This window comes from Streptomyces nojiriensis, assembly GCF_017639205.1.
Lineage (GTDB): Bacteria > Actinomycetota > Actinomycetes > Streptomycetales > Streptomycetaceae > Streptomyces > Streptomyces nojiriensis.
The window spans coordinates 543774-556708 of sequence record NZ_CP071139.1 but is presented as its reverse complement, the minus strand read 5'-3'; the positions used below and the strand labels follow the sequence as shown (position 1 = coordinate 556708).

Genomic DNA, 12935 nt, shown 5'->3' with positions numbered 1-12935 from the left:
CCATGGTGCACGTACTGGGCAGCAGGGTTCTGCTGCGCCCCACGGACCCCGAGCGCTCGCGCGCCTTCTACGGCGGCACCCTCGGGCTCGCCGTCCACCGCGAGTTCGGCACCGGCCCCGACCGCGGCACGGTCTACTTCCTCGGCGGCGGCTTCCTCGAACTGTCCGGCCGCGCCGAGGAGCCGCCGCCCGCGCCGGGCCTGCGGTTGTGGCTCCAGGTCGCGGACGTGCAGGCGGCGTACGAGGAACTGCGCGGCCGGGGCGCGGAGGTGCTGCGACCTCCCGAGCGCGAGCCCTGGGGGCTGATCGAGATGTGGATCGCCGACCCCGACGGCGTGCGGATCGCCGTGGTGGAGGTCCCCTCCGATCACCCCCTGCGCTTCCGCCCCTGATCCGAGGCCGGGACATGTCCTAGCGGGCGCTGCCGAGGTCGCGGTCGGACTCGGATCCTTCGAGCATCAAGGTGGTCTCCTCGATACGGCTGAAGCGGCCGTCGGGCGCGAACTCGCCGAACAGGTAGACCTCGGTGCGCACCGTCGAACCGTCCGTCTTCGTGACGTGGACGGTGTGCCGGTCGGCGTACCGGCTGCCGTCGTACAGCTCCTCGTGGACCTCGACGCGGCCGTGGTCGACGACGGTGCGCAGGTGGGAGATGTGCTCGATGAAGCCGGCCCGGTCCGCCCACCGACCGTCCGTGCGCTGACGGTATTCGGGGGCGAAGTGGCGGTCGGCGGCCTCCTGAACGGTGAGGTCGCGGTTGAGGAGCAGGTCGGTGAGGGCGGCCGTGATGCCGGTGCGAGTCATGGGACTGCCTTTCGATGTGGAGCGGGACGTAATGCGTGCGCGGCGCACGCACTTCGGTAACCGTAGCAGGGATGCGTGCGCGACGCACGCTATTCTTCTGTCGTGGACAACGAGATCGGCAATGAGATCGCGGACGCGCTGGGCGTCCTGCTCAAGCGCACGACCCGCGCGCACCTGCACCAGCGGCTCACGGAGGGCATGGGCGAGGCCGTCGACGACGTGACCTACCCCGTGCTCAGCGCCCTGGCCCGGACCGGCCCCCGCAGCGCGGCGGAACTGGCCCACGACGTGGGCGTCGACCGCTCCGGCGTGACCCGCCGCGCCTCCCGGCTGGAGGCCGCAGGCCTCGTCCGCCGTGAACCGGACCCCGCCGACCGGCGCGCACACCTCCTCGTCCTGACCGAGGAGGGACGTCTCGTCGTCGCGGAGCTGCGTGCGCGCCTGGCGGACCACATCACCGCGAGCCTGTCCTCCTGGCCCCCGGGCGAGGCCGAGACCTTCGCCCGCCACCTGCGCCGCTTCACGGCCGAAGGCCCCTTCTCCTAGGGGCGGTCCGGGCCGCCACCGGCCGGAGTATCGTCCTGCCCGTGGTGGAACACCAGGACGAGACCAGGGCGGCCTACGACGGGGTCGTCGAGCTCTACGCGTCGATGTTCGCCGATCGGCTGGAGACGCAGCCGTTCGCGCGGACCATGGTCGGCACCTTCGCCGAGCTGGTGCGCGGCACGGGGAACCTGCGGACGGCCGACGCCGGATGCGGGCCCGGGCATCTGACGGCCCTGCTGAACGAGCTCGGGCTGGACGCCTTCGGCCTCGACCTCTCCCCGGGCATGATCGACCATGCCCGGCGGGCCCATCCGGCGCTGCGGTTCGACGAGGCGCGGATGGAGGCCCTGCCGGTCGAGGACCGTGCGCTCGGCGGCGTGCTCGCCCACTACTCGATGATCCACACGCCGCCCGGGGAACTGCCCGCCCTGCTCGCCGAACAGGCGCGCGTCCTGGCGCGAGGGGGCCTGCTCCTGGTCTCGTTCTTCGGGACCGACGGACCGGAGCCGGTCCGCTTCGACCACAAGGTGACGCCCGCCTACAGCTGGCCGGTGGACCGGTTCGCCGGGTTGCTGGCCGGAGCCGGGCTCGCGACGTTCGCCCGGCTGCTCCACGACCCGGCCTCCGAGCGGGGCTTCCTCGACGTCCACCTGCTGGCGCGCCGCGCGTAGCAGCGCCCCGGCGCAGCGGCCCGCCGCCCCTCGGCGCGTGGTGCCACCAGAAGGCCGGTACCGGCCCGGCCCCGCGGCATCAGACGGCGGCCGCCGCCATCCGCGCATCCGGACCGGCATGGCGGTGCGTCAGCCGCTGCAGCTCCTCCAGGCGCTCGCGCGACTCCTGGTCCAGCGGTACGTACGTCACGAGCCTGGGGCCGGTCCGCGGTCCGAGCCACAGGTTGTTGTGTTCCAGGTACAGCATGCCCACGTGCGCGTTGCGGATGTACTTCGACTTCGCGACCTGCCCGCCGACCACCTCGTGGCGGGCCCATACCTCCCGGAACTCCGCCGACGCCCCCTCCAGCCGGGCCAGCAGCGTCGTCCACGCGGGCTCCGCCAGGTGCTCGGCCATCGCCGCCCGGAACCGCGCCGCCATGATCCGGTGCGTGCTCGGCAGGTCGACCACCGATGCCTGCCACTCCGGGTCGGTGAAGGCGAGCCACATGCAGTTGCGCTCCTCCGGCCGCTTGCCGTCCAGGTCGCCGAGCAGGCGCCCGTAGGTGGCGTTGTAGGCGACGATGTCGTACCGGCTGTTCTGGACGCACGCCGGGATGTGGCCCAGCTGGTCGACGATGGCCCGCACGGACGGCGTCACGCTGGGACAGACCGCCGGCTGCACCGGGTCGAGGCTCCCGGCCAGCGAGAACAGGTGCTCCCTCTCGCTCACGTCGAGCAGCAGTGCCCGCGCGACCGCGTCCAGCACCTGCCCCGACACCTGGATGTCGCGCGCCTGCTCCAGCCACGTGTACCAGGTCACGCCCACCGAGGACAGGTGCGCGACCTCCTCGCGGCGCAGCCCCGGGGTCCGGCGGCGCGGCCCGCGCACCAGCCCGACCTGCTCGGGAGTGATCCGCTCACGGCGGGTGCGCAGGAACTCGGCCAGCTCGTGCCGGCGAACATCGCTTCCAGGGGCCACAGTGGTCATGATCCCAGCCTGCCGCACCGCCCATCCTGTTGCCAGGTGGTCCTGGTACCCGGATAACGACACTCTGGAACCCGTCCGACAGCCGGGAGATCGTCGGAAGGTGACCCAGATCCCTGTACGCAGCAATCCCGTACGCAGCAACCCTGCACGCACCGACCCCGTGCACGGCAATCCCGCGCACAGCACCACCGCGCCCGCCGCGCCCCGGCTGGGCGGCCTCGGCCTGTTCACCGTGCTCCTCGGCGCGGCCCTGCCCCTGATCGACTTCTTCATAGTCAACGTCGCGCTCCCGTCCATCGAGCACGACCTCGCCGCGGGCCCCGCCCTCCTGGAACTCGTCGTCGGCGGCTACGGCGTCGCGTACGCCGTCCTGCTGGTCCTCGGCGGGCGCGTCGGCGACAGCCTCGGCCGCCGCCGGCTCTTCCTCGTCGGCATGGCCGCCTTCGGCGTCACCTCGCTCGCCTGCGGCCTCGCCCCGAACGCCTGGACCCTCGTCGCCGCCCGCGTCGCCCAGGGCGCGGCCTCCGCCCTCATGCTGCCGCAGGTGCTCGCCACCATCCAGGCCACCACCGAGGGCCCGCGCCGGGCCCGGGCCATGAGCCTGTACGGGGCCACCGGAGGCCTCTCCATGGTCGCGGGGCAGATCCTCGGCGGCGTCCTGGTCGCCGCGGACATCGGCGGAACCGGCTGGCGCGCGGTGTTCCTGGTCAACGTACCCGTGGTGCTCCTCGGGCTGGTCCTCGCGGTGCGCACCGTCCCCGACACCCGGGCGGGCCGGCCCGCGGCAGTGGACGTGCCCGGCACCCTGCTGCTCGCGCTGTCGCTGGTCTCGCTGCTGCTGCCGCTGACCGAGGGGCGGGCCGCCGGCTGGCCGCTGTGGACCTGGGTCTCGCTCGGTGTGTTCCCCGTCGCGGCCGCCGCGTTCTACGTCACCGAGCGCCGGGCCGACCGGAAGGGCCACACCCCGCTGGTGCCGCCGAGCCTGCTGAGGCTGGAGTCGCTCCGGCGAGGCCTGGCGCTCCTGCTGCCGTTCTCCGTCGGCTTCAGCGGCTTCATGTTCGTCCTCGCCGTGACGTTCCAACAGGGCCTGGACATGGGCCCGGTGACGGCGGGCATGGCACTGGTGCCGATGGCCGTGGCCTTCTTCGGGGCCGCGCTGGCCGGGCCGCGCCTCGTCTCCCGCTTCGGCAGCCGGACCATCACCGCCGGAGGTGTCGTCCAAGCGGCCGGGATCGCCCTCCTGCTGGCCACCCTCCGCCACGGCTGGCCGGACCTCGGCGTGGCCGTACTCGCGCCGGGTGTGGCCCTCGCGGGACTGGGCCAGGGCCTCCAACTGCCGGTCCTGATGCGCCTGATGCTGTCGGACGTCCCCGCCGACCGGGCCGGGGTGGGCGGCGGCGTCATGATCACGGCCCAGCAGTCCGCCGTGGCGCTCGGGGTCGCCACGCTCGGCAGCCTCTTCCTCGAGCTGGTCGCGACGGCCGGCCTGCGCGCGGCCGTGTCCACCACCCTGCTCGTCCAGCTCGGCCTGATCGCGCTGACCGTCCTGCTCAGCCTCCGCCTTCCGCGCATGCGCTGAGCGGGCCGCAGCAGTACGAAGCCCCGGCGCGGCCGGGCGGGTACGCCGAGGCGCCCGCGCGCGGCCGGTCGGGCCACCGGGATCGATGACCTGGACCTACCGCACGCGGGCGCCTGGCCCGCCCCCACCGGGGACCGCTGTCGGGTCAGCCCGCGGCGAGGAGCGTGAGCGTGTCGATCACACGGTTCGAGAAGCCCCACTCGTTGTCGTACCAGGCGACCACCTTGACGTGGCGGCCGTCGACCCGGGTGAGCTCCGAGTCGAAGATCGACGAGGCGGGGTTGCCCGTGATGTCGGAGGACACGAGCGGGTCGTCGGAGTACTCCAGCACCCCGGCCAGCGGCCCCTGCGCGGCGGCGCGGTAGGCCTCGAGGATCTCCTCGCGCGTCACGTCGCGGGCGACGGTGGTGTTGAGCTCGACGATCGAGCCCACCGGGACCGGCACGCGGATCGAGTCGCCCGACAGCTTGCCGTCGAGCTGCGGCAGCACGAGGCCGATCGCCTTCGCGGCACCGGTCGACGTCGGCACGATGTTGACGCCGGCGGCGCGGGCACGGCGGGGGTCGCGGTGCGGGCCGTCCTGCAGGTTCTGCTCCTGCGTGTAGGCGTGCACGGTGGTCATGAACCCGTGCTCGATGCCCGCGAGCTCGTCGAGCACGGCGGCCAGCGGGGCGAGCGCGTTGGTGGTGCAGGACGCGTTCGAGACGATCGTGTGCAGGGCCGGGTCGTAGGCGTCGGTGTTCACCCCGTACGCGAGGGTGACGTCGGCGCCGTCGGACGGAGCGCTGACGAGCACCTTGCGGGCACCGGCCTTGAGGTGGCCGCGGGCGGCCTCGGCAGAGGTGAAGCGGCCGGTCGCCTCCAGCACGAGGTCGACCTCGAGCTCGGCCCAGGGCAGCTGCTCAGGCTCGCGCTCGGCCAGCACCGTGATCCGGTGTCCGTCGACGACGAGTACGTTCCCCTCGACGGTCACCGGGCGGCCGAGCCGGCCGGACGTCGTGTCGTACGCGAGCAGCCGCGCGAGGGTGGCGGGCTCCGTCAGGTCGTTGACGGCCACGACCTCGAGGTCGGTGTCGCGCTCGAGGAGCGCGCGCAGCACGTTGCGTCCGATGCGGCCGAATCCGTTGATGGCAATGCGAGTCATGACGATGTCCCTTTCGTTCGCCATCAGGTTCGCCGCCGATCACCCTCCGCGACAGCGGCGAGATCGCCATGGTTCGTAAGGATCTCGCCACGCGTCGTCCCGGGCTACTCGCCCTGGGTGAAGGTGCGCCGGTACTCGGTCGGGGTGGTGCCGAGGATGCGGTGGAAGTGCAGGCGCAGATTGGCGCCGGTGCCGAGGCCGACGTCGTCCGCGATCTGCTCGACACTGCGCTCCGAACGCTCCAGCAGCTCACGTGCCACGTCGATCCGGGCCCGCATGACCCACTGCATCGGCGTGTACCCGGTGTCTTCGGCGAAGCGCCGCGAGAAGGTCCGGGGCGAGACCCCCGCGTGCTGCGCCAGCGCCTCCAGGGTGAGCGGTTCGCCCAGCTGGTGCAGCGCCCACTCGCGGGTGGCGGCGAAGCGCTCGCCGAGCGGTTCGGGCACGCTGCGCGGCACGTACTGCGCCTGGCCGCCGCTGCGGTAGGGGGCCGCGACCAGGCGCCGGGCCGCGTGGTTGGAGGCGGCCACGCCGAGGTCGCGGCGCAGGATGTGCAGGCACAGGTCGATGCCCGAGGCGGCGCCGGCCGAGGTGAGCACGCTGCCCTCGTCGACGAACAGGACGTTCTCGTCGAGCCGGATGAGCGGATGTTTCGCGGCGAGGGCCCGCGCGTAGTGCCAGTGGGTCGTGGCGCGCTTGCCGTCGAGCAGCCCGGTGGCGGCGAGGGCGAACGCGCCCGTCGAGATGGCGGCGAGCCGCGCCCCTCGGCCGTGGGCGGCGATCAGAGCGTCGATGACCGCCCGCGGCGGGTCCTCGCGGTCGGGGAAGCGGTAGCCGGGGACGAAGACGATGTCGGCCCACGCGAGCGCGTCGAGCCCGTGGGTGACGTGGTACGACAGGCCGTCGCCGCCGGTGACGAGGCCGGGAGCCGCGCCGCAGACCCGTACCTCGTACGGCATGCTCGCGCGGGTCGTGAACACTTGCGCGGGGATTCCGACGTCGAGGGGCTTCGCGCCCTCGAGGACGAGGACGGCTACACGGTGGAGGCGGGAGGGCGGCACGGGATTCAGGGTACGGCGGGGGAGGGCGCGGACCGTGCCCTCCCCCTTTCCCCGGCCGGTGCTACAGCCGTCCGGCGATGAGGTCCAGATCCCCGCGGGTGAAGCCCGGACCGTCGGAGCCGTCCGGGGCGAACGACTCGATGACGGCCTCGACGGCGGGAGCCGCGTCCGTACCGTTCACCTCGGTGAACTGCACGTTGTAGAAGACGAGCCGGCCGTCGACGTCCGCGTTGGAGATCTCCAGGACCTCGTCGAGCCAGTCGGCCGCCTCGGCCACGTTGCCCAGCGTGCGGTCCAGTTCGAGCAGACAACTGCGTCCGATGCCCGGCAGCAGCGCGGCGGCGAGGGCCGTGGTGTCGGCGAAGGTGCGCACGTCGGGCCAGAAGGTGTTGACGGGCCGGGGCCGGGACGCGTCCGTGAAGTCGAAGAACGTGAGCGTGTGGCGTACGCACACGTGGTGCACGTTCTCCTCGGCCGCCGTCAGCCGCAGGGTGACCTGCCGCCCGCCCACGGCGGCGCGGACCGTGGCGGTCGCGGCGGCGGCTCCGGAGGCGGCGTACGCCGCGATCGACGGTGCGTTCGACCGGGCCCCGGCGAAGAGGCGCAGGCCCTGCTCGGGCGTCGGGAACGGTGTCAGGCCCTTGCGCAGGTTCTGCTTGGTGGTGGCGTCGTACACCCACTGCTCGCGCAGCGGCGGGTACAGCACCCGCTCACCGCGCTGGATCCGTTCGGCGGCGATGTGCGCGGTCTGCAGGTGCCGGTGCAGGGTGGTCCAGAGCGCGGCGTCGTACACGCCGCGCCCGCCGTCCGCGTCGGCGGCGGTCAGCCAGGCGGTCTCCAGCTCCTTGAGCGCGATCGACACGGCGTCCATCCGACGGGTGCCCGCGCCGCCCGGCACCGGTTCCGTGTCGGGGTCGAAGTTCATGCCCGGGTCGTTCGCCGGGCTCTGCGGGCCGAGCGACACCATCAGCGGGAGATTCCACAGCAGTCGGTGCGGGTTGGGGCTGCCGCCGTGCCCCGCCATCGCCACGGCCTGGGCGACGCTCTCGCCGGCCACCGCCCAGCACAGATTCCAGAACGTCCGCGCCGCCCCCTGGAGCCGGGAGTCCTTCGCGTTCCAGGCCGGGGCGAGCTGCTCGGCGATCGAGCTGAGCCGCTCCTTGGAGATCTTGTGGTGCAGGGCGCCGGACTTCCACTCGGTGGGCAACGCGTAGGCCGACTTGCCGTCGTTCAGCGGTTTGACGGCCCACTTGCCCTTGTCCGGGACCTCTTTGGCGGTGCTCGGCGGTGGAGCCGGCCTGCCGGCCGCCGGGGACGTCGTCATGGCACTCCCTTCGCGGCCCACCGGACGCGGACCGGCCCCATCTTCGGGTCCTCGGGGAACGGGCGTCCACCGGTTCCGGTGCATTGGGAAGGGTGGGACGGGGGAGGAAAACGGCGGGCCGCGACGGGGCGGCGCCCGTTACGATCGGGCCTTCACCCGATCACGGCGGTCCGACGGAGGCACCGATGACACCGGCACCTGCGCGGACCCCCGCCCACCCCGAACGGCTGGAGCGGGGACACCCGTTCCGCCAGTGGAAGACCTGGCGCATACCCGGCACCGAGTTCACCCTCACCGGGTACTCGCGCGCCAACGACAAGACGTTCTTCCACATCCCCGAACTGCGCTGCGCGCTCGACGCCGGACTGGTGGAAGGGCGTCAGCCGGAAACCGTCTTCCTCACGCACACCCACCACGACCACTCCAAGGACCTCGATCACCTCGCGGCCAGGCCGGACGGGGTCGACATCCACCTGCCCGCGGCGGCGGTGCCGTACGCGGAGGCCTTTCTGCGGGCCTCCGCCGAACTGAACCACGGCAGCGCCTACGATCCGGCCCTCGCCGCGGGCTGCCGGCTCCACGGGGTGTGCGGCGGCGACGAGTTCACCTTCGGGCGCCGCGGCCACCACGTACGGGTGGTGGAGTGCGTGCACAAGGTGCCCTGCGTGGGTTACGCGTTCGCCGAACGCCGCAAGGCCCTGCTGCCCGAGTACGAGGAACTGCGCCGCGCCCTCGCCGAACAGGGCCGGGGAGCGGAGTTCGGCCGCATCCTGGCGCAGCGCCGCAAGGCGGGCGCCGAGGTCGAACGCGAGGTGCGCAGGCCGCTGTTCGCCTTCCTCGGCGACACCCACGTCAGCGTCTTCGAGGACAACCCCTGGCTCTTCGAGTACCCGGTGGTCATCACCGAGTGCACGTATCTCGACGACGCCGAGCTGGAGCGGGCCGACCGGGTCGGACACACCGTCTGGAGCCGGCTGAAGCCCGTCGTCGAGGCCCACCCGGACACCCTCTTCGTCCTCACCCACTTCAGCCTGCGTCACTCGGACCAGGACGTCCTGGACTTCTTCCGCGACGAGCGGCCCGACAACGTACTGCTGTGGGCGCACCCGGACAGCCTGCTGCCCGAGCAGCACCAGCACGGCTGACAGCCGCGGGCCGTACGTCCCGGGGCCGCCGGGTCAGACCACCGCCAGCGCTTCCCGCAATCTCCGCGCCTGCCCGAGCAGTTGGGACGAGCCCGGTCGCCGCGCGAGCGCCGTCACCTCGGGCAGCTCCCCGCGCGCGCCCGACAGCCGGGCGGAGTCCGCCGCGACGGCCAGCAGCGCCCCGTGCACCTGGGGCCGGGTACGGGCCAGCAGGCCGGGGAGGGCGGTGGCCAGGACCGCCCACACGGCCCCGGCGCCCTCCGGTACGGCGACGGCCGCCCGCAGCGACCCGGTCAGCAGGGGCACCCTCAGCGTGCCCAGCCCCACGAGTTCGGTCAGCTCCCGGCCCAGCAGCTCGCCGTCCAGCCGGCCCCGCGAGGCGAGCACCACCAGTGCCCGCCGGGCGGCCTCCCGGTCGGGCTCGGGGACGGAGGCGAGCCCGTAGGCCACGGCCAGATGCACGGCGGGCCCGGCCGGGCCGTCGGCCGAGGCCAGCGCCTCCAGGAAGGCGGGGGAGCCGCAGCCGTCCTGATCGGCCGCCGACGCGACGCCCGTCAGCAGCCGGGCCGCGGCTATCTCCGGATGCCAGGGCAGGGTGGCCACCGTGTGAGCGTCCCGGTAGTCCGGCAGGGACCAGTGGGGACAGGAGATGGCCGGCTCGAACATGCGGAACAGTGACCAGAACTGCCGGGGGAACGCACCGCGGCCTTCGATGGCCTCGTGGCCCACCAGGATCCGGCGGCCGATGCGCGCTCCCCGGCGCCTGCTGGGACGCTCGGCCTCACCCGCTTCGCGCTCCCGCCACCACGCCGGCCGGGGCAGACCGCCCTGCCGCAGCCAGGCGGTCACCCGGGCCCCCTCCGGAATCTCCAACCGCTCGGCGGCGCGCACCGCTTCGGGGTCGATCCGGCCGCCGCACCGCAGCAATGCCTGCCCCAGGTCCGCCGGTCCGGGCCGGACGCCGAGACGCTCGTACTCGGCGAGCCGCTCCACCAGCTCGTACGGCTCCACCGCACCCGTCGGCCCGCTCGGTACGGAGAGCAGGAACGGCACGTGGTCACCGGCCCGCAACCGGGCGGCGACCTCGTCGGCGCGCGCACCGGCTATGTAGTCCAGCGCCACGTGCTGGCACAGCTCCAGCCAGCCCGCCCCGGCGTTCTTCTCCCAGGACTCCTCCGCCCGTACCGGACCGACCGCCGCGCCGACGATGCCGGCCGTGCACCGCACCTGCGCGTGCGGTTTCACCTTGAACTCGCGCGGGACGGAACCCAGCGCTGCGGCCAGTGCCTCCCTGTCCCGGAAGCCGTGGCTCACCACGGCGTTCAGCACCCGCTCGAACGGCACCACGCCGGGGTCGTGGCGACCGGCCAGCACGGCCGCGACCTCGTCGGTGAGCGCACCGAGTGACGGTACGGCGAATTCCCCCCTGATCATGTGACGCAGGCTAGCCCCTGCCACTGACAGCGCCGCCGCGGGTGCGGCGGTGTCAGAGCGGGTCGCCGAGGGGCCCGTACTCCGCCTCCAGGTTCCTGGCCCAGTGTGCGGCGAAGTCGGGCTGGGTGCCGTCGGCATCCGTGAACCCGTACTCCTTGTAGAGGTCCCAGGTGGCCAGCGCCCGGCCGGTCCTGGCGATGACGTCCGGGTCGGCCGCCAGGGCCACGACCGCCCGCCCCAGGTAGGCGGGGGTCTCGGAGTGGGCGAAGTTCGGGTCCGCGGCGGCGCCGTCACGCCAGTTGGCCTCGGTGACTCCGAAATGCTCCAGCAGCGCCTCCGAGCGCAGGAACCCCGGGGTCAGGGCGACGGCCGCGACACCGTGCGGCCGCAGCTCGGCGGCCTGAGCGACGGCCAGCCGGATCACCGCCGACTTCGCCAGGTCGTAGAAGAAGGAGCCGCGGTAGCGGGCGGTGTTGCCGTCGGTGACCTCCACGACCAGGCCGCTCTCGCGGGCGACCATGAGCGGCAGCGCGTACCGGCTGGTGATCACATGGGTCTCCACCGCCCGGCGCAGGAGGCGCAGGCCCTGGTCCAGGTCCTGTTCCCACAGCGGGTGTTCCCAGTCGGTGAGCGGGTCGCCGCCCCAGACGGAGTTGACCAGGACGTCGAGCCGGCCGTCCTGCTCCGAAGCGATCCGCGCCACGAGGGCCCGGACCTCTTCCGGGTCGCTGTGGTCGGTGCGGACCGGGACGCCCACACCTCCGGCGGCGGTGATCCTCTCGGCCGTCTCCTCGATGGTCTCGGGGCGGTCGAGATCGGAGCGCTGCGTTCCGCTGCTGCGGCCGGTGACGTAGACGGTCGCGCCGGCGGCTCCGAGCTCGATGGCGATCCCCCGCCCGCCGCCGCGGGTGCCGCCTGCGACCAGCGCGACCTTTCCGGCGAGCCGTCGTGTCCTCGTCGTCATCTCTTCTCCAGGTCTTCCAGCGGGTTCACGCGGTGGCGGTGGCGGTGTGGGCGGCGATATGGGGGGCCAGCACGGCGTCTAGCCCGCGCCGGACGCGCTGGACGATGGTGCCCTGGCGGTCGAGCGCCCAGACGAGACCCGCGCCGGAGGTGACGGCCTGCACGGTCGCGGTCAGCGCCTCGACATCCGTCGTCGCACGGAGCTCGCCCGTGGACAGGGCCTGCGTCAGCAGCGTTCCGACCGCCCGGCGCTGGGCCTCGTGCACGGCGAGGGCCCGCTCGTGCAGTTCGGGGTCCGTGAGATCCATGCACAGGAACGCCAGATGGTTGGCGAAGGTCTGCGGCGAGACCATCGGAGCCGTCCACTCCGCGAGCAGGGCGGCCAGGGCCCCGAGCGCCGAGCCGTGCTCCGCGCGGACCCGGTCGGGCAGCGCGTCCGTGTCCCGCACTGACTGATCGGCCAGTGCCAGGATCAGGCCGCGCTTGGAGCCGAACCGCTGTACGAGCGTGCCGGGCACCAGCCCGACCTCGCGGGCTACCACCGCCAGCGTCAGCCCGGACGGCCCGACCCGTCCCATCACCTCGGCCGCCGCACGCAGGATCACCTCGTCTTCCACCCCGCGGGGACGTCCGGCCACCGTCGCTCCTCTTTAATAAATGCACGTGCATTTATTAAAGCATGCCGGAATCCGTGCCCCCGCGGCCCGCCAGGCCCTAACCTCGGTCCGTGATCGATATGCCGAAACGTGTTGAACTGAGCCCGCTCACCCCCTCCGACCAGGACGAGTTCTGCACGCTCGTGCGGGCCAGCTCCGAGCTGCACCGGCCATGGATGCAGCTACCGGCGACCGCGCAGGAGTTCCAGGTCTGGACGCGCCGCTTCGACGACGGCACCAACCTGGGCTTCCTGGTGCGTGTCCGGGACACCGGCGCAGCCGTCGGCATGGTCAACATCAACTCGATCATCCGGGGCCGCTACCAGGGCGCGTCCCTCGGCTACGCGGCCTTCGCCCCGTCCGCGGGGCGCGGGTACATGACCGAAGGGGTCGCCGCCACCCTGCGGTACGCCTTCACCGACCTGCGGCTCCACCGGCTGGAGGCCAACATCCAGCCGGCGAACACGGCGTCGCTCGCCCTGGTCAAGCGGCTGGGCTTCCGCTACGAGGGGCTCTCGCCCGCCTACCTCTACATCGACGGGGACTGGCGGGACCACGAGCGCTGGGCCGTCACCGCACCGAGCCCCTGGACGCCCGACCCGTCCCTTCCCGAGGTCTGAGCCGTACGGCGCCGCCCG

General features: G+C 73.1%; 14 protein-coding genes. 6 read left to right on the top strand and 8 right to left on the bottom strand.

Going from position 1 to position 12935, the window contains the following annotated elements; translation table 11 throughout:
• Window positions 1-2 precede the first annotated feature (2 nt).
• On the top strand, window positions 3-392 hold the full coding sequence (locus tag JYK04_RS02705) for a VOC family protein (protein ID WP_189743530.1): 390 nt from the start codon (window positions 3-5) through the stop codon (window positions 390-392).
• 19 nt (window positions 393-411) lie between these two features.
• Here the strand turns inward: JYK04_RS02705 and JYK04_RS02700 are convergent, their stop codons facing one another.
• A complete protein-coding gene (locus tag JYK04_RS02700) occupies window positions 412-804 on the bottom strand; it encodes a nuclear transport factor 2 family protein (protein WP_189743528.1) in 393 nt (130 codons plus the stop codon).
• A 102-nt stretch (window positions 805-906) separates the two neighbouring features.
• On the opposite strand from JYK04_RS02700, the gene JYK04_RS02695 reads away from it, so the two are divergent.
• The gene (locus tag JYK04_RS02695) at window positions 907-1350 is read left to right on the top strand and encodes a MarR family winged helix-turn-helix transcriptional regulator (RefSeq protein WP_189743526.1); all 444 of its coding nucleotides are present in this window, start codon (window positions 907-909) and stop codon (window positions 1348-1350) included.
• 41 nt (window positions 1351-1391) lie between these two features.
• Window positions 1392-2021, top strand: coding sequence for a class I SAM-dependent methyltransferase (locus tag JYK04_RS02690; RefSeq protein WP_189743524.1), 630 nt, complete (start codon window positions 1392-1394; stop codon window positions 2019-2021).
• Between the two features lie 79 nt (window positions 2022-2100).
• Here the strand turns inward: JYK04_RS02690 and JYK04_RS02685 are convergent, their stop codons facing one another.
• Entirely contained in the window at window positions 2101-2991 is an 891-nt protein-coding gene (locus JYK04_RS02685) for a helix-turn-helix transcriptional regulator (RefSeq protein ID WP_189743522.1), read from the bottom strand.
• Window positions 2992-3151: 160 nt separating this feature from the next.
• Between JYK04_RS02685 and JYK04_RS02680 the strand changes: the two genes are divergently transcribed.
• Complete coding sequence (locus JYK04_RS02680) at window positions 3152-4570, top strand: MFS transporter (RefSeq protein ID WP_229876500.1); 1419 nt, start codon at window positions 3152-3154, stop codon at window positions 4568-4570.
• Window positions 4571-4715: 145 nt separating this feature from the next.
• Here the strand turns inward: JYK04_RS02680 and gap are convergent, their stop codons facing one another.
• The 3 genes from gap to JYK04_RS02665 form a co-directional block, all read right to left on the bottom strand.
• Entirely contained in the window at window positions 4716-5714 is a 999-nt protein-coding gene (gene gap, locus JYK04_RS02675; protein WP_189743518.1) for a type I glyceraldehyde-3-phosphate dehydrogenase, read from the bottom strand.
• Window positions 5715-5818: 104 nt separating this feature from the next.
• A complete protein-coding gene (locus JYK04_RS02670) occupies window positions 5819-6775 on the bottom strand; it encodes a GlxA family transcriptional regulator (RefSeq protein WP_189743517.1) in 957 nt (318 codons plus the stop codon).
• A gap of 61 nt (window positions 6776-6836) precedes the next feature.
• Window positions 6837-8099, bottom strand: coding sequence for a hypothetical protein (locus tag JYK04_RS02665; RefSeq protein WP_189743515.1), 1263 nt, complete (start codon window positions 8097-8099; stop codon window positions 6837-6839).
• A 185-nt stretch (window positions 8100-8284) separates the two neighbouring features.
• Between JYK04_RS02665 and JYK04_RS02660 the strand changes: the two genes are divergently transcribed.
• Entirely contained in the window at window positions 8285-9244 is a 960-nt protein-coding gene (locus tag JYK04_RS02660) for an MBL fold metallo-hydrolase (protein WP_189743514.1), read from the top strand.
• A 33-nt stretch (window positions 9245-9277) separates the two neighbouring features.
• Here the strand turns inward: JYK04_RS02660 and JYK04_RS02655 are convergent, their stop codons facing one another.
• From JYK04_RS02655 to JYK04_RS02645, 3 genes are read right to left on the bottom strand one after another with little or no spacing between them, the layout of a single operon-like run.
• Window positions 9278-10678, bottom strand: a complete 1401-nt coding sequence (locus JYK04_RS02655; RefSeq protein ID WP_189743512.1) for a DUF7824 domain-containing protein — start codon at window positions 10676-10678, stop codon at window positions 9278-9280.
• A gap of 52 nt (window positions 10679-10730) precedes the next feature.
• The gene (locus JYK04_RS02650) at window positions 10731-11642 is read right to left on the bottom strand and encodes an SDR family oxidoreductase (protein ID WP_189743510.1); all 912 of its coding nucleotides are present in this window, start codon (window positions 11640-11642) and stop codon (window positions 10731-10733) included.
• Between the two features lie 25 nt (window positions 11643-11667).
• On the bottom strand, window positions 11668-12279 hold the full coding sequence (locus JYK04_RS02645) for a TetR/AcrR family transcriptional regulator (protein WP_189743508.1): 612 nt from the start codon (window positions 12277-12279) through the stop codon (window positions 11668-11670).
• Window positions 12280-12377: 98 nt separating this feature from the next.
• Between JYK04_RS02645 and JYK04_RS02640 the strand changes: the two genes are divergently transcribed.
• Window positions 12378-12917, top strand: coding sequence for a GNAT family N-acetyltransferase (locus JYK04_RS02640; RefSeq protein WP_189743711.1), 540 nt, complete (start codon window positions 12378-12380; stop codon window positions 12915-12917).
• Window positions 12918-12935 lie beyond the last annotated feature (18 nt).